Below are 16,692 nucleotides of genomic sequence, written 5' to 3' on the forward strand. Positions count from 1 at the left end.
GTCACGCGAACGGCTGTACCCCGGCGCGGGCCCTTCCATGGCACGGCCGCGACGGCCGTCCCCGCACGGCTGTGCCCGGCACCGCGTCGGCGCCGGGCACAGGTGTTCGGGTCGGTCGCGGTCAGGCGCGGCCGGCCGTCTTCTGGGTCTTGCGGGTGACCGAGTCGATGACGACCGTGGCCAGCAGGACCGCCGCGGTGATCATGTACTTCACCGGCTCGGCGATGGACTCCAGCTGGAGGCCGTACTGGATCGAGACGATGACCAGCACACCGAGGAGCGCGTTCCAGGTGCGGCCGCGGCCGCCGAAGAGGGACGTGCCGCCGATGACGGCCGCCGCGATGGCGTTCATCAGCAGGTCACCGGTGCCGGCGCTCTGGTTGGCCGAGGCGATCTTGGAGGCCAGGAAGAGGCCGCCGATCGCCGCGAAGCCGCCCGAGATGCCGAAGACGGAGATCCGGATCGCGGTCACGTTGATGCCCGCACGGCGGGACGCCTCGACGCTGCCGCCGAGCGCGAAGATCTTGCGGCCGAAGGCGGTACGGCGCAGCAGGAAGTCGGAGCCGATCAGGAACACCAGGAAGATCACCGTGGCCAGCGGCAGGCCCTTGTACTGGTTGTACATGTAGGCGGCGGCGAAGGAGATCACGGCGAGCAGCACGGTGCGCAGGACGGTGTCGCTGAGCGGCCGGGACGGGATGCCCGCGGCCTCGCGGCGCCGGTTGCCCAGGAAGGAGGTGACGAAGAACACCACGACCACGATCAGGGCCAGCCCGTAGGCGGCGGCCACGTCCGCGAAGAAGTACGTGGTCAGCTTGCCGATCAGACCCTCGCTGTCGAGGTTGATGGTGCCGTTCTCGCCCAGGATCTTGAGCATGAAGCCGAGCCAGAACAGCAGGCCGGCCAGGGTGACGGCGAACGCGGGCGCGCCGAGCACCGCGAAGAAGAAGCCGTGGGCCGCGCCGATGGCCGCGCCGGCGGCGACGGCGATGAGCACCGCGGCCCACTCGGGCCAGCCCTGGTTGACGGCGAGCACGGCGGCCAGAGCGCTGCCGGCGCCGCTGACGGAACCGACGGACAGGTCGATCTCGCCGAGCAGCAGCACGAAGACGATGCCGACGGAGATCATGCCCGTGCCGACCATGGTGACGGTGATGTCGCTCAGGTTCTGCGCGGACAGGAACTGGGAGTTGAGGCTCTGGAAGACGACGCAGATCACGATCAGGCCGAGGATGACCGGGAGCGAGCCCAGTTCACCGGCCTTCATCTTCCGCTTGAACTCGCCGACGTAGCCCGCGAGGCCCTGCTCGCGCACCAGCAGGCGCGGGTCGACCGCGGTCACCGCGGCGGCCGCGGCCTCGGGGGCCTCGACGGCCTGCTCGTCCTGCGCACCGGCGGAGGTCTTGTCGATGCTCACTTGGATACCTCCCCGTTCGCGCGCGCCGCACGGCGGGTCACGGCGTTGTCGGTGGCGCCGGTGATGGCGGAGATGATCTCCTCCTGCGAGGTCGTCCTGACCTCGAAGACGCCGTTGTTGCGGCCCAGGCGCAGGACGGCGACCTTGTCCGCCACGGCCTTCACGTCGGCCATGTTGTGGCTGATGAGGATGACGGCGTGGCCGCGCTCGCGCAGCCGCTCGACGAGGTCGAGCACCTGCGCGGTCTGCTCGACGCCGAGCGCGGCGGTGGGCTCGTCCAGGATGACCAGCTTGGGCTCGCCGAGCATGGACCGGGCGATGGCCACGACCTGGCGCTGGCCGCCGGAGAGCGAGGCGATCGGGATGCGCACGCTCGGGATGCGGATCGACAGGGTGCGCAGCAGTTCCTGCGAGCGGCGCTCCATCTCGACCTCGTCGAGCACGCCGAACCGCTTCAGTTCGCGGCCCAGGTAGAGGTTGCCGACGACGTCGATGTTGTCGCACAGCGCGAGGTCCTGGTAGACGGTCGCGATGCCCAGGCTCTGGGCATCGTGCGGCTTGTTGATCTGGACGCGCTTGCCGTCCCATTCGATGGCGCCCTCATCGATGGGGTGCACGCCGGCGATCGTCTTGACCAGCGTGGACTTTCCGGCGCCGTTGTCGCCCACCAGGGCGACCACCTCACCGGCGTGGACCTCAAGCTCTACGTCGGTGAGCGCCTGAACGGCACCGAACCGCTTGGAGACCCCGCGCAACGCCAGCACGGGCGTAGCGGACACGTGAACCATCTCCTTCGCCGCCTGACCCGGCGGGAGGTTGTGCAGGAATTCTGGGTGGGTGGGTCGGGAGCGACCCGGGGATGTTCCGTCCGGCGCCCCGCGCCGAGCTTGCGGGGCTGAATGGTGCGCGGGGCGCCGGCGGAGCCGTGGGGCGGCCGGGGGTCCGGTGCGGGAGGCCTCTGCCGAGGCTGTTCCGTACGCGGGCCGGGGGGTGGGCCGCTGGTGCGCGGAGGGGCCCGGGCCGCTGTGCGCGGTCCCGGCCGGGCCGCTTACTTGACGCCGTACTTGTCGCAGTCGGCCTTGTACTTGCCGGTGCAGATCTGGGCGGCGGTGTAGAAGCCCTCCTTGATGACCGTCTGGTTGACGTTGTCCTTGGTCAGGGAGATGACCGGGACCAGCAGCGCCGGGACGTTCTTGGCGCTGTCGCTGTTCACCTTGGTCTTGGCGATGGAGTCCAGGCTGGTGCCCTTGGCGAGGGCGACCGCCATCTCGGCGGCGACGTTCGCCTCGGTGGGGTAGGACTTGAAGATGCTCATGTTCTGCTCACCCGCGAGGATGCGCTGCACACCGGCGAGTTCGGCGTCCTGGCCGGTGACCGGGACGTTGACGCCCGCGGCCTTCAGGGCGGTGATGGCACCGCCGGCCATGCCGTCGTTGGCGGAGTAGACGCCCGCGATGTTCTTGGCGCCGATGGCGGAGATGGCCGCCTCCATCTCGGAGTTGGCGTTGTCCGGCGACCACTCCTTGGTGTCGTACTCCTTGGCGATGGTCACCTTGCCGTCGAGGGCGGAGTGCGCGCCCTTCTTGAACTGGGCGGCGTTCGGGTCGGTCACCGAGCCGTTGATCATGACGATCTTGCTCGACTTGGTGGCCTTGGCGCCCATGGCCTTCAGCAGCGCCTCGCCCTGCGCCTTGCCGACCTCTTCGTTGTCGAAGGTGGTGAAGGCGTCGATCGGGCCCTCGGCCAGGCGGTCGTAGGCGACGACCTTGATGCCCTGGTCCTTGGCCTTCTGGATGGAGTTCTTGATGGCCTTGGCGTCGACCGCGTCCACGATGAGCACGTCCACCTTGTTGGTGATCATCGTGTCGACCTGCTGGCTCTGCAGGTTCGCGTTCTGCTGGGCGTTGTTGTAGAAGACCTTGGCCTTGTTGTTCGTCAGTTCCTTGACCTTCTTCTCGATCAAGGGCTTGTCGAACTGCTCGTACCGCGCGGTCTTGTTCTCCGGCAGCAGGAGACCGACCTTGATGTCGTCTCCCTTGTTGGCGGCCGGGGCGGACGACTTGGAGGAGTCGCTGTCCTTGGACTCCTTGGCACTGCCACAGGCGGCGAGCGAGACGGCCATGGCACCAGCGGCAACGGCGAAGGCCGCACGACGCATACGCGTGTTCACTTCCTCAAACCTCCCTGACGAGGCCGCGTCGTTGCGGCCGAGGTGGCTGGAAGTCAACTCGGCCACACGTGCGACGTCAAGAAGTAAATCCTTAACGAGATGACAACGGTGCCATACGTTGTCTAAGTGAAGGCAGGGGCCGCCACCGTCATAGTGCCGTCCAAAAGGGTGGAATCGCCCATCTCGCTGAGCGCGAGGGCGAGCGCCCCCAGCACCTCGGCACGGCCGCCAAGTGCCCCGGGGAGCACGGAGAGTTGACGCGCCGCGCTGGGAATGGCGTAGCGGCCCACCGACTCCCGGATGGGACCGAGGACCAGCTCGCCCGCCTCCGCGAGATCGCCGCCGAGGACCACCCGGCTCGGGTTGAGGAGGTTGCAGAGATTGGCGACTCCGCTGCCGACGTGCCGGCCCACGTCGGCGATCACCCGCCGGCACCCGGGGTCCCCCTCGCGCGCCAGCCGGACGACGCCCTCCATGGTCAGTTCGCTGCCGTGGCTGGGCCGCAGCAGCGGCAGCACGTACCGGGCGGCGGTGAAGGTCTCCAGGCAGCCGCGGTTGCCGCAGCGGCAGACCGGGCCGGACTCGTCGAGCGTGATGTGCCCGATCTCGCCGGCCGTGCCGCCGGGCCCGCGGTAGATCTTCCCGTCGATCACCAGGCCGGCGCCCACACCGCTGGCGATCTTGATGTACGCCAGGTCGCGCACCCCGCGCCCGCTGCCCCAGACCAGCTCGCCCAGGGCGCCGAGGTTGGCGTCGTTGTCCACGTGCACGGGCACGCCGAGGCGCCCCCGCAGCTCCTCGGCGGGCTTGATGCCGCCCCAGCCCGGCAGGATGGCCGTGGAGCCCAGCGTGCCGGACTCCACGTCGATCGGTCCGGGTACGCCGAGGCCCACCCCAGCGATCTTGGAGCGGTCCACGCCGGTCGCCACGATCAGGCGGTTGACCAGCTCCTCCGCCCGGTCGAAGCCCTCGCCGGCGGAGGCGTCCACGTCCAGCGGCTCGGACTCCTCGGCGAGCACCTGGTGGGCGAGGTTCCCGATCGCGACCCGCAAATGGGTGTGCCCGAAGTCGACGCCGATCACGATCCCGGCGTCTCCGCTCAGGGAGACGCTGCGCGCCCGGCGGCCCCCCGCGGACGTGGGCGTGACCTGGACCGTCCCGCCGTCCTTCAGCTCCCGCACGATGTTGGAGACCGTCGCCGCGGACAGACCCGTGGTCCGCGCGATCTCCGCCTGGGTGAGGGATCCGGCAAGACGCACGGCACGTACGACCCGCTCCAGGTTGGCTCGGTGCAGTGACGACTGCGACCCTGGAGTCTCCACGACGACCTCCTGAGCGCGGGGCCGCTTCGGCGAGGCCCCGTCCATGTCCAACAAGTGAACTCTAAGATGAGCCGTTCGGGTCGCCTCCCGTCAAGAGGTTGAACCATTTCCGGGTACACGAAACGGCACGGAGACCTGCGGTGACGTGTGCGGTCCGTCGCCGCCGGGGGGTGCGGGGGCACACGGAAGCCGCCCCCGGCGGGCCGGGGGCGGCTGGGATCGGCGGGGTCCCGCAGGGCCCGGGCAGGCTATTTCAGGGCGCCCGCCGTCAGGCCCTGCACCACCTGGCGCTGGAAGACGATGTACGCGGCCAGGACCGGCAGCATCGCCATCACCAGGCCGGCGAAGAGTCCGGACCAGTCACCCTTGTAGCCCTGGCTGACAGCCAACTGGACCAGACCCTGCGTGAGCACACGCTTGTCCGGATCCGTGTTGAGCACGGTCGGCAGGATGTACTGGTTCCACTGCCCCAGGAAATTGAAGATCCCGACGCTGATCAGGCCGGGCTTCGCCATCGGCAGCATGATCTGGAAGAAGGTCCGGGTGTGCGAGGCGCCGTCCACGAATGCGGCTTCCGCCACCGAGCTGGGCAGCGACCGGAAGAACGCCGTCAGGAAGAACACCGTGAAAGGCAGCGAGTAGGCGATGTAGACCAGGATCAGCCCGTGGATGGTGTTCAGCAGCCCCATGTTGTTCACGACATAGAACAACGGCACCAGCGCGAGAATGACGGGAAAACTCATTCCGGCGATGAAGAGGTAATAGATGAACCGGTTGCCCGGGAACTCGAAGCGGGCCAGTACGTAGGCCGCCATCGAGCCGAGCACGAGGGTGCCGACGAGCGAGCCTCCCACCACCAGGACGGTGTTCAGGAAGTAGTCGCTCATGTGCGCGTCGTTCCACGCCCGCGACCAGTTGCCGAAGTGCAGCTTGTCGGGCAGCGCCCAGGGCGAGCTGAAGATCGCGCCGTCGGACTTGAAGGACGTCATCACCGCCCACACGAGCGGCAGGACGACCATGATCGCCCAGATGATCAGGACCCCGTGCGAGAAGACGTTGAGGACACCGCCCTCCTTCTTCTTCCGGGGCTCCTTCGCGCCCGGGGTGCCGGTCTTGGTGACGGCGACGCCGGACTCGGCCGGCACGGGGGCGGGGGTCTCGGTGGTTTCCATGATCAGAACTCCAGCCGCTCGCGCCGGCCCAGCTTCATCACGACGGCCGAGAAGGCCAGCGTGACGACCAGCAGGGCGACGCCGATCGTGGTGGCGTAGGCGGCCTGACCGTCACGGAACGCCTTCTGGTACACGTACAGGACCATGACGGTGGTCGAGTAGTCGGGGCCGCCGGGACCGGTCGTCATGATCTGTACGACCGCGAACGACTCCGCGCCGAGCGCGAGGATGCCCATGTAGACCCAGCCGGACTGCACGGTGTCCCACAGCAGCGGCAGGGTGATGCGGAAGAACGTGGTGAAGCGGCTCGCACCGTCGAGCAGCGCGGCCTCGTACAGGTCCGCCGGGATGGAGGCCATGGCGGCCGAGAAGAGGACCACGAAGAAGCCGGTGGTCGACCAGACGAGCACGGCCATCACGCACCACAGGGCGAGGTTCGGGTCGCCCAGCCACAGCGGCTGGAGGCTGCCGAGCCCGATCCCGCGCAGCAGGGAGTTGATCGCTCCGCTGTCCGGGTTGTACGCGAAGGCGAACAGCAGGGCGACGATGGCGATCGACAGCACCTGCGGGAAGAAGTAGACGATCTTGTAGAAGGAGGAACCGCGGACACCGCTGATGGCCGGGCCGCCCTTCCTGCGCCGACCGCCGACGTTGATCATGAAGGAGAAGAACAGCGCCAGTCCGATCGTCACCACCGGCAGCACCAGGGCGAACAGCAGGCTGTGCTGCAGCGACTTCCAGAAGATCTCGTCGTCGAACATCCTCTTGTAGTTGTCGACGCCGACCATCTTGAAGTCGGGGCTCAGGCCGGTCCAGTCCGTGAACGAGTAGTAGATGGACTGGATGAACGGCCAGATGACGAAGAGCGCGTACAGCCCCAGGGGTACCACCAGGAACCCCACGATGAACCGGTACTTGCCGTGCTGCATTGCTAGCGACCCCGATCTGAAGGGCGGACGGTGCCGCCAGGGTCCGTCCGGTGGCCTGGGCGGCTGCCGGGCGGACCCTGGTGACGAACCCTCACTGGTGCTTGTAGTGCTTGATCGACGTGTCCTTGGCGGCCTCGTCGGCGAAGCCCTGGATCTTCTTGATGGTCTCCGCCGGGGTGGCGCGGCCGGCCATCATCTCGCCCAGACCGGCCACGCCGATCTTCTCCTTCTGCAGCTGCACGTACCAGTCCTGCATGCGCGGGTTCAGCACGTTGGAGCCGGCCTTGTCCAGCGCGGCGACGCCGGACTTGAGACCGGGCGTCAGGTCGATGCCGGTGGTGCCGCCGTTGTACGCGGTCAGCGACTTCACCTTGGCGGTGAAGTTCTTGGAGGACGCCTCGCTGAGCATGATGCGCAGCTGCTCCATGCCGCCCTCGGTGTTCGCGGCCTTGGCCGGGACGATGAAGGGCTCACCGCCGGATGCCCAGATCGTGCCGAACGGCATCTTGTCGGAGCTGTCGAGGCCGGTGGGGGCGGAGACGGCGAGGTTGAAGTCCGAGGGGATGACGTTCGCGGACTCGTTCTCGACCCAGGAGCCGTTCGGGATGAACAGCGCCTTGCCCTTGGCCCACGCGGTCTGCGACTGGATGTGGTCGAGCCCGGGGGTGCCCTGGAGGATGAAACCCTTCTTGTACAGCTCGTAGTACGCCTCGAAACAGGCCTTGACGGCCGGGTGCTTCCAGGCGTTCGGCTCCAGGTTGTCGATGGCGTCCAGGACCTCGCGTCCGCCGACCTTGCCGATCATCGGGTACAGCGAGAACGGGAGGTAGTACGGGTACTTGCCCGCGTAGGTCCAGCCGGCCATGCCCTTGGCCTTGGCCTTCGTGCAGACCTTGATCATCTCGTCCCAGGTCTCGGGGTACTTCTCGTCCAGCGAGTCCAGCGCCTTCTGGGAGTACCAGACGCCGTAGACCGTGTAGGCGTAGTAGAGGATCCAGACCGGCTTGCCGTCGAACTGGCCCATCTCGACGATGCCCGGCCGCAGCGTGTCGCGGACCTTCTTCTTCGGGTCGTCGAAGGAGGGCGCGTCCAGCAGCGGGGTGAGGTCGGCGAGCTGACTCTTGCCGACGAGCACGCCCATGTCCATCTGCTCGGCGCCGGAGTTGTCGATGAGGTCCGGCGGGTTGCCCTGGTTGAAGCGGGGCTGGAGCGTGGACTGGATCTTCTGGGTAGTGGTGAACTTGACCTTCGCCTTGGGGAAGTCCTTCTGGTAGATCTGGGTGGCGTCCTTCGCGTACTCGCTGCCGAAGCCGCCGTCGAACAGGACGAATTCCATCTGCGCGGTGTCGTTGACCCCGAGCGGGTTCTTCGCCGTCTTCTTGCCCGCCTTGGCCTTGTCCTGCCCGTCGCCACCGCCGCTGGCGCACGCGGACAGGAAGCTCATCGCGGGTACGGAGACCAGACCGAGGGCCGCGGACCTCTTGATCAGGGAACGGCGGCCGAGGCCCCCGTGGTTCTCGGCGGAAGTGGATCCCATGCGCAAGTCCTCGCCTTCTCCAGGACTCAGGCGGTGAACCGGATCCTCCCCGGCACCGCGGTAGGCCAAGCTGGGTCGTGCAATAAGTACTTCGTGCGTCATCTACCGGGATCGCTGGGAAAACAAGGAAGCCGACGCGTTTCGCACGTCGAACCACCTTTCCGGCTCCCCCCGGGTCCGCCGCCGACCGGTCGAACGGCTTCACGGACGCCGACAGGTATAGTCCACTTCAGGCGGACGGAGCAAGATCGAACGCAAGGTTCACTGTCGGTCTTATCCGAGTTGAGACCTCGCGGAAATATGAACCCCCTGTGGGGCCCTTGACGGAAATATCCGGGACTTCACGCCCGAATGCCGCACCCAACACCCTTGACATCACTGGCCACTTGACTCCCTACTGGTGCTTGCGCCGAATTTGACAACGTTGTCCGGCGCTTGGAGAACCAGGGAGGGTGCCCTCGTATGCAGCGCAGAGTACGGCACAGATGGGGTCCGGCGGTCGTCGTCACGGCCGCCTTCGTGTTGGCCGCAGGTTCCCAGGGCGCGGCGGTCGCCCTGCCCGGCAAGGCCCCGGCGGCCGACCGGGAGTTCGCGTCCTCGTTCGAGTCCGGCGACCCGGCGCCGGACTGGGTGAGCACGGTCGACACCGCGCCGGGCGGCGGCAAGCGCGCCTCGGGCGTGGACGGCGGCTACAGCACCGGCATCCCGGGCAACGTGGACGACCACGTCACCGACCTCAGGGCCAGCGCCGAGAACACCGGCTCGGGCGAGGTCAAGGAGAACCTCGTCGACACCGATCCGGGCACCAAGTGGCTCGCGTTCCAATCCACCGGCTGGGTGGAATTCGATTTCGACAAACCCCAGAAAATCACCCGATACGCCCTCACGTCCGCCAATGACTACGCGGAGCGCGACCCGAAGGACTGGACGCTGAAGGCGTCCGCCGACGGCAAGGACTGGAAGACCGTCGACACCCGCTCCGGCGAATCGTTCGCCCAGCGGTTCCAGACGAAGACGTACGACCTCGCCGCGCCGGCCGAGTACCAGCACTTCCGGCTGGAGATCACGAAGAACAACGGCGGCTCGAACATACTCCAGCTCGCCGATGTGCAGTTCTCCACCGGCGACGACGGCGGGACCGTACCGCCGGACATGCTCACCGTCCCCGACCGCGGCCCGAACAGCTCGCCGACCGCGAAGGCCGGCGTGGGCTTCACGGGCACGCGCGCGCTGCGCTACGCGGGCCGGCACACCGCCAAGGGCCGCGCCTACTCGTACAACAAGATCTTCGACGTCGACCTGAAGGTCACCCGGGACACCCAGCTGTCCTACCGGCTCTTCCCGTCGATGGCCGACGGCGACCACGACTACGACGCCACCAACGTCTCCGTGGACCTCGCCTTCACCGACGGCACCTACCTGAGCGGCCTCGGCGCCACCGACCAGCACGGCTTCGGGCTGAGCCCGCAGGCACAGGGCGCGTCCAAGTCGCTCTACGTGAACCAGTGGAACAACGTGGTCTCGCGGATCGGGTCGGTCGCGGCCGGCAAGACCGTCGACCGCGTGCTGCTCGCCTACGACTCCCCCAGCGGCCCGGCGAAGTTCCGCGGCTGGCTGGACGACGTGTCGATCAAGCGGGCCGCGCCCGAGCGCCCCAAGGCCCACCTGGCCGACTACGCGCTGACCACCCGCGGCACCAACTCCAGCGGCAGCTTCTCGCGCGGCAACAACTTCCCCGCGACCGCGATGCCGCACGGCTTCAACTTCTGGACCCCGGTCACCAACGCGGGATCGCAGAGCTGGCTGTACGAATACGCACGTGCGAACAACAGCGAGAACCTGCCCACCATCCAGGCCTTCGCCGCCAGCCACGAGCCGAGCCCCTGGATGGGCGACCGGCAGACGTTCCAGGTGATGCCGTCGGCTGCGTCCGGCACCCCGGACACCGACCGCACCGCCCGCGCGCTGCCCTTCCGGCACGAGAACGAGACCGCGCACCCCTACTACTACGGCGTGCGGTTCGAGAACGGTCTCAAGGCCGAGATGACCCCGACCGACCACGCGGCGGCGCTGCGCTTCACCTACCCGGGTGACGAAGCGAGCGTCCTGTTCGACAACATCACCGACCAGGCGGGCCTGACCCTGGACAAGGAGCACGGCGTCGTCACCGGCTACTCGGACGTGAAGTCCGGGCTGTCCACCGGCGCCACCCGGCTCTTCGTCTACGGCGTCTTCGACAAGCCCGTCAAGGACGGCTCCTCCTCCGGGGTCAAGGGCTACCTGCGCTTCGACACCGGCAAGGACCACGCCGTCACCCTGCGCCTGGCCACCTCGCTCGTCAGCGTCGACCAGGCCGAGGACAACCTGCGCCAGGAGATCCCGGCCGGCACCTCCTTCGACCAGGTCGAGAAGCGCGCCCAGCGCACCTGGGACAAGCTGCTCGGCAAGGTCGAGGTCCAGGGCGCCACGCCGGACCAGCTGACCACGCTGTACTCCAGCATGTACCGGCTGTACCTGTACCCGAACTCGGGCTTCGAGAAGGTCGGCGGCAAGGACCGGTACGCCTCGCCGTTCTCGGCGATGACCAGCGAGGACACGCCGACGCACACGGGCGCGAAGATCGTCGACGGCAAGGTGTACGTCAACAACGGCTTCTGGGACACCTACCGCACCACCTGGCCGGCGTACTCGCTGCTGACGCCGAAGCAGGCAGGTGAGATGGCCGACGGCTTCGTGCAGGGGTACAAGGACGGCGGCTGGACCTCGCGCTGGTCCTCCCCCGGCTACGCCGACCTGATGACCGGTACCTCCTCGGACGTGGCGTTCGCCGACGCGTACGTCAAGGGCGTCCCGATGGACGCGAAGGCGGCCTACGAGGCGGCCGTCAAGAACGCCACCGTCGCGCCCCCGTCCTCCAACGTGGGCCGCAAGGGCATGAGCACCTCGCCCTTCCTCGGCTACACCAGCACCGCCACCGGCGAGGGCATGTCGTGGGCGCTGGCGGGCTACACCGACGACTACGGCATCGCGAAGATGGGCGAGGCCCTCTACAAGAAGACGGGTCAGAAGCACTACAGGGAAGAGGCGCAGTACTTCCTCAACCGCGCCCAGGACTACGTGAAGCTGTTCGACTCCAAGGCCGGCTTCTTCCAGGGCAAGGACGCCAAGGGCAACTGGCGCGTCGACTCCTCGAAGTACGACCCGCGGGTGTGGGGCTACGACTACACGGAGGCCAACGGCTGGGGCTACGCCTTCGCCGTCCCGCAGGACAGCCGGGGCATGGCCGACCTGTACGGCGGTCAGAAGGGCCTGGCGGACAAGCTCGACACCTACCTCGCCACACCCTCGGTGGCCTCTTCCGAGTTCGCGGGCTCCTACGGCGGGATCATCCACGAGATGACCGAGGCGCAGGACGTGCGGATGGGCCAGTACGCCCACTCCAACCAGCCCGCCCACCACGCCCTGTACATGTACGACGCGGCCGGCCAGCCCTGGAAGGCGCAGGAGAACATCCGCGAGGTCCTCTCGCGTCTCTACGTCGGCAGCGAGATCGGCCAGGGCTACACCGGCGACGAGGACAACGGCGAGCAGGCGGCCTGGTACCTCTTCTCCTCGCTCGGCTTCTACCCGCTGGTCATGGGCAGCGGTGACTACGCCATAGGCTCCCCGCTGTTCACCAAGGCGACCGTGCACCTGGAGAACGGCCACGACCTGGTCATCAAGGCGCCGAAGAACAGCGCGAAGAACATCTACGTGCAGGGCGTCCGGTTCAACGGCAAGCAGTGGAACTCGACGAACCTGCCGCACTCCCTGCTCTCCAAGGGCGGTGTCCTGGAGTTCGACATGGGGTCGCGGCCGTCGAAGTGGGGCACGGGCGAGAACGCCGCGCCCGTGTCGATCACGACCGGTGACAAGGCTCCGACGCCGCGCGCGGACGTGCTCAAGGGCGACGGCGCGCTGTTCGACGACACCTCGTCGACGGACGCGACGGTGAGCACGGTGGACCTGCCGGTCACCGGCTCCGCCAAGGCGGTCCAGTACACGCTGACGTCGTCGGGCGACCGCACCAAGGCGCCGACGGGCTGGACGCTCCAGGCATCCTCGGACGGCACGCACTGGACGACCGTGGACCGGCGCTCGGGCGAGTCCTTCGCCTGGGACAAGCAGACCCGTCCGTTCACGATCGCCTCGCCGGGCACCTACCAGAAGTACCGGCTGGTGCTCGACGGTTCCGCGACGCTGGCGGAGGTGGAACTGCTGGCCTGACGCACACGCGGTGTGCGGCAGGGCACAACAGAAGGGGCGGGTCCTCGCGGGCCCGCCCCTTCGTGCTGCTCGTCTCCTGCTCAGCAGGTCACTTCACGCGGTCAGTTCAAACGCTCACTTCACCGCGAGGGCGAAGACGTGCAGGTCGGTGTCGGCCGGCAGCTTCACCGACCGGATCTGCAGACCCGCCGGGGCCGCGAAGGGCCGGGTGGCGAACACGTAGGTGGCGACGGGGTCCTTGTCCGCGCCCGCGACATTGCGGTACGCCGTCTTGGCGACGACCGTGTTGCCGTACTGGACGGTGCCGCCGCCCCCGCCGACGGTCCAGTCGGTGAAGGAGAGGTCGGTGGTGGCCGTGGTGCCGTCGGTGTAGGTGACGGTGGCCTTGGCCTGCTGGTTGCCGTTGACCGCGCTGCCGACGAAGGACAGCGCGGACGCGGGGGCGGACAGGCTGATCGTCTGGCCCGCCGCCGACACGTTGTCCGGACGGCCGCTGGGCGAGTCGGGCCAGGTGAAGGCCAGGCCGTCCACCGTGCCCTGCCCGCCCGGGGTGAGCCCGGCCGCGGCGAGGGCCTGGCGGGAGTAGCTCCAGCCGCCGCCGTCGAAGTCCGCCTCGTCGTGGTCGCCCGAGTCGTCGGAGACACCGGTGTTGTTCCGGGCGGCGAGCAGGGTGCCGGGCGCCGCGAGGGTCAGGGCGACGGGCTGCTCGTAGGACTGACCGCCGGAGGTCACCGTGACCAGCACGTCGTAGAAGCCCTGCGCGGTGTCCTTCCCGGCGCTCAGGGTGATCTCCTGGGACCCGCCGGTCACCGTGCCCTCGGCGGGGCTCGCCGTGACGCCGGCCGGTGCCTGGACCCGGAAGCGCACGTCGGGGCCCTGCCCGCCGTTGAGCGACAGGGCACGGATGGAGACCTTGGTGCTCTCACCGGGGGCGAGCGTCGCCGTGGTCGGTCCCACGCCGATCTGGTACGGCTGCTCGCCCTGCCGGAAGGACGGCGGCGCCGCGGCCGGGTCGCTGCCCCAGGCGCGGTTCGGGGTCGAGGAGAGGGTGTAGTCCAGGCGTCCGCCGTCGCGGACGAATGAGGCGGGCAGCCACGGCCGCTCGCTCGTGCGGCCGTTCACCTTCAGGGACTGGACGTACGGCGATCCGGCCGCCGCTCCCCGGGCGCGGACGGAGATGTCGCCTCCGTGCGGGCGGTGGATCTCGGCGCGTTCGAACAGCGGGGAGGCGAGGACGAGTTCGGAGCGGGAGGGGACCTGCGGGTACATGCCGAGGGCGGAGAAGACGTACCAGGACGACATGGCGCCGAGGTCGTCGTTGCCGGGGATGCCGCCGGGCTCGGTCGTCCACAGCTGCCGCATGGCGGCACGGACGGTCTCCTGGGCCTTGTAGGGCGCGCCCGCGTAGTCGTACAGGTAGGGGACGTTGATCGACGGCTCGTTGTCCATGGCCGCCTTGTCGCCACCGCCGCCGGTGAACGCCCAGCCGCCGTCCGCCGTGTGGAAGAAGGCGTCGAGCCGGGCGAGGGCCTTGTCCTTGCCGCCCATGGCCGCGAACAGCCCGGCCGGGTTGTGCTGGACCATCCAGGTGTACTGGGCGGCCGTGCCCTCGACGAAGCCGTTTCCGGTGTCCGGGGTGAAGCCGGTGACCCAGCTGCCGTCGGCCTTGCGGTTGGCGATGTAGCCGCCGGCCGGGGTGGCCGCGATGTTGAAGTTGTTCTGCCACCACTGGGCGCGGCCCGCGAAGGCGTCCGCGGTCTTCTTCTGCCCGGCCGCGGCGGCGAGCTGGGAGAGGGAGAAGTCGGCGGTGGACATCTCCAGGGTCTCCGCGGCGCCGCCCCAGGCGTTGGAGACGGACGGCATGTAGTGCAGCTTCAGGTACTTGTCCAGGGACGGCCGCTGGCCGGCGGAGAGCACCGGCTTGCCCGCCGCGGACAGGTCCTGCGCGGTCGGCACGGTGGCCGCCTTCACCAGGGACGCCAGCGCGCCCTCGAGGTCGAAGTCGGTGCCGCCGAAGGCGCGGATGCCGGCCAGCGCGGTGGGCGAGGGGTCGCCGTTCATGACGTGGGTGCCGCTCGCGCCGTGCAGCCAGCGGTCCCACGTGCCGCCGTTCTGCCGGGCCAGCTCGTACAGGGACTGGGCGATGTCGGAGCCGGTGCGCGGGCTGAGCAGGGTCAGCAGCTGGACCTGGTCGCGGTAGACGTCCCAGCCGGAGAAGGTGCCGTACTGCGCCTGGTGGCCGTGGCCGACCGTGTGCACCTTGCCGTCGGCTCCCCGGTAGCGGCGGTCGGCGTCGCTGATGACGTTCGGGTGCAGCAGGGCGTGGTAGAGCGCGGTGTAGAAGGTGGTGCGCTCGTCGTCCGTGCCGCCGCCGACCTGGATCGCGCCCAGCCGCTCGCGCCAGGCACGGCGGGCCGCGTCGCGCACGGAGTCGAAGGAGCGCCGGGGCGGGTTCTCGGCCGCGAGGTTCGCGGCGGCGCCGGCCTGGCTGACGTAGGAGATGCCGACCTTGACGCCGACCGGGCCGGTGCCGGGGGCGAACTCGACGTAGCCGCCGGCGCCCTTGCCGGCCACGGGCCGCCCGCCGTGCGAGAAGCCGCCGGTGCCGCCGGTGGCCGATGTCGCGCCGGGGGTCACCTTGTCGTCCTGCCAGGTACCGGCCGCCTTGAACGGGCGGTCGAACCGGGCGGTGAAGTACAGGGTGTAGTAGGCGCGCTGGCCCTCGGGGTCGAGGTAGCCGCAGAAGTTCCCGGAGGTCACGGAGCCGGAGACGGTCCGGGTGGCCGCATCGATGGTGACCGAGGAATCGGCCGAGCCGACCTCGGAGTTGGCGGTGCGGATCAGCAGCGAGGCGGGTTTGTCCGCGGGGTAGGTGAAGCGCGCCGAGCCGGTGCGGGCCGTCGCGGTCAGGTCGGCGGTGACACCGGAGGCGAGGCCGACCTTGTAGTGCCCGGGCTCGGCCGTCTCGTCGGTGTGCTTGAAGTCGGAGGCGTAGACGGCGTCCTTGGTGTCGCTCGCCGGTGAGGTGGTGACCTGTCCGGCGTAGGGGAAGAACGGGATGTCGCCGCTGCCGCCCGCGCAGCCGGTGCCGGACATGTGGGTGAGGCTGAAGCCGCGGACGCGGGTGGCGTCGTAGTGGTATCCGCCGGGGGCCGTGGTGCGGGTGGCGTCGCCGCGGGTGTTCTCCGGGCTGAAGGAGAGCATGCCGAAGGGGGTGACGGCACCCGGGAAGGTGTCACCGCCGTTCTTCGTGCCGATCAGCGGATCGACGTACCGGGTGGGGTCCTTGACCAGGGCGGGGCTGGATCTCCCGGGGGCGGTGGTCGCCGCGAGGGCGGGGGTGGCACCGCCGGCCGCGAGCGCGGCGGCCAGCAGCAGGGACAGGGGACGGAAGCGCATGACGCGGCCCCTCCTCCTTCGGACGGGTCGCGCACCAGGGATCACTCAAGCCGGAGGGACAGTAGCGCGCGCCGGTGGTACAGCGGAAGACCGCGTACTCCCCCGGCGCGCGCCGACACTCACATGGGTGGGCGCGCCCCAAGTTGCTTGACATCGTTGTCGGTTACGACGGTAGAGTCATGTACAGACCATCCAGACAACGTTGTCGCACCATGGTTCACCCAAGCCAGCACCACCCGGGCAGATGTCTTCCCCCCTTCACCTGCCCGGCTCGCGGACCCGGCGGCCACGGCTCACGTGCCGCCGGGTCCGCCTGAGCGTGTTTCCGTACAGGGGTGGAAGACCGTCGTGTTTCCTGTCGTACCCGGGGTCGTACCCCGGGCCGCGTACGGGCGAGGGCCGCCCCCCCCGGCCCCGGGGGGGGGGCGCGCCCGGCGCGGGGGGGGACGCCGGCGGGGGGGGGGGCGGGCGGGGGCGGCG

The 16,692-nt window shown here is 69.1% G+C and carries 9 protein-coding genes; 1 reads left to right on the top strand and 8 read right to left on the bottom strand.

The window, feature by feature from the left end:
- Positions 1 to 121: 121 nt before the first annotated feature.
- The 7 genes from ACFC02_RS25185 to ngcE all read right to left on the bottom strand — a co-directional run bounded on the left by ACFC02_RS25185 (position 122) and on the right by ngcE (position 8,547).
- Positions 122 to 1,417, bottom strand: a complete 1,296-nt coding sequence (locus ACFC02_RS25185) for a sugar ABC transporter permease (RefSeq protein ID WP_376361512.1) — start codon at positions 1,415 to 1,417, stop codon at positions 122 to 124.
- Positions 1,414 to 2,205, bottom strand: coding sequence for an ATP-binding cassette domain-containing protein (locus tag ACFC02_RS25190; RefSeq protein WP_376361515.1), 792 nt, complete (start codon positions 2,203 to 2,205; stop codon positions 1,414 to 1,416). The genes ACFC02_RS25185 and ACFC02_RS25190 overlap by 4 nt, the downstream gene beginning before the upstream one ends.
- 260 nt (positions 2,206 to 2,465) lie before the next feature.
- Positions 2,466 to 3,575: a sugar ABC transporter substrate-binding protein gene (locus ACFC02_RS25195; protein WP_376361534.1), complete on the bottom strand. Its 1,110-nt coding sequence runs from the start codon at positions 3,573 to 3,575 to the stop codon at positions 2,466 to 2,468.
- 134 nt (positions 3,576 to 3,709) lie between these two features.
- Complete coding sequence (locus tag ACFC02_RS25200) at positions 3,710 to 4,909, bottom strand: ROK family transcriptional regulator (RefSeq protein ID WP_376361518.1); 1,200 nt, start codon at positions 4,907 to 4,909, stop codon at positions 3,710 to 3,712.
- A gap of 248 nt (positions 4,910 to 5,157) precedes the next feature.
- On the bottom strand, positions 5,158 to 6,081 hold the full coding sequence (locus tag ACFC02_RS25205; protein WP_376361521.1) for a carbohydrate ABC transporter permease: 924 nt from the start codon (positions 6,079 to 6,081) through the stop codon (positions 5,158 to 5,160).
- A gap of 2 nt (positions 6,082 to 6,083) precedes the next feature.
- Entirely contained in the window at positions 6,084 to 7,010 is a 927-nt protein-coding gene (locus ACFC02_RS25210; RefSeq protein WP_360963888.1) for a sugar ABC transporter permease, read from the bottom strand.
- A 91-nt stretch (positions 7,011 to 7,101) separates the two neighbouring features.
- Positions 7,102 to 8,547, bottom strand: coding sequence for an N-acetylglucosamine/diacetylchitobiose ABC transporter substrate-binding protein (gene ngcE / locus ACFC02_RS25215; RefSeq protein WP_376361524.1), 1,446 nt, complete (start codon positions 8,545 to 8,547; stop codon positions 7,102 to 7,104).
- 462 nt (positions 8,548 to 9,009) lie between these two features.
- Here ngcE and ACFC02_RS25220 point away from each other — a divergent pair, with 462 nt between their 5' ends.
- Complete coding sequence (locus ACFC02_RS25220; RefSeq protein ID WP_376361528.1) at positions 9,010 to 12,813, top strand: GH92 family glycosyl hydrolase; 3,804 nt, start codon at positions 9,010 to 9,012, stop codon at positions 12,811 to 12,813.
- Positions 12,814 to 12,927: 114 nt separating this feature from the next.
- Here ACFC02_RS25220 and ACFC02_RS25225 read toward each other — a convergent pair whose 3' ends face one another.
- Entirely contained in the window at positions 12,928 to 16,212 is a 3,285-nt protein-coding gene (locus tag ACFC02_RS25225; protein WP_376361531.1) for a GH92 family glycosyl hydrolase, read from the bottom strand.
- Positions 16,213 to 16,692: the final 480 nt, after the last annotated feature.

Origin of the sequence: Streptomyces sp. NPDC056160, from assembly GCF_042268205.1 — a bacterium.
In the GTDB taxonomy this organism is placed as follows: Bacteria; Actinomycetota; Actinomycetes; order Streptomycetales; family Streptomycetaceae; genus Streptomyces.

Coding starts and splice junctions, on each gene's coding strand:
- ACFC02_RS25190 (WP_376361515.1), bottom strand. CDS start 2,205: ATGGTTCACGTGTCCGCTACGCCCGTGCTGGCGTTGCGCGGGGTCTCC.
- ACFC02_RS25195 (WP_376361534.1), bottom strand. CDS start 3,575: ATGCGTCGTGCGGCCTTCGCCGTTGCCGCTGGTGCCATGGCCGTCTCG.
- ACFC02_RS25205 (WP_376361521.1), bottom strand. CDS start 6,081: ATGGAAACCACCGAGACCCCCGCCCCCGTGCCGGCCGAGTCCGGCGTC.
- ACFC02_RS25210 (WP_360963888.1), bottom strand. CDS start 7,010: ATGCAGCACGGCAAGTACCGGTTCATCGTGGGGTTCCTGGTGGTACCC.
- ngcE (WP_376361524.1), bottom strand. CDS start 8,547: ATGGGATCCACTTCCGCCGAGAACCACGGGGGCCTCGGCCGCCGTTCC.
- ACFC02_RS25220 (WP_376361528.1), top strand. CDS start 9,010: ATGCAGCGCAGAGTACGGCACAGATGGGGTCCGGCGGTCGTCGTCACG.
- ACFC02_RS25225 (WP_376361531.1), bottom strand. CDS start 16,212: ATGCGCTTCCGTCCCCTGTCCCTGCTGCTGGCCGCCGCGCTCGCGGCC.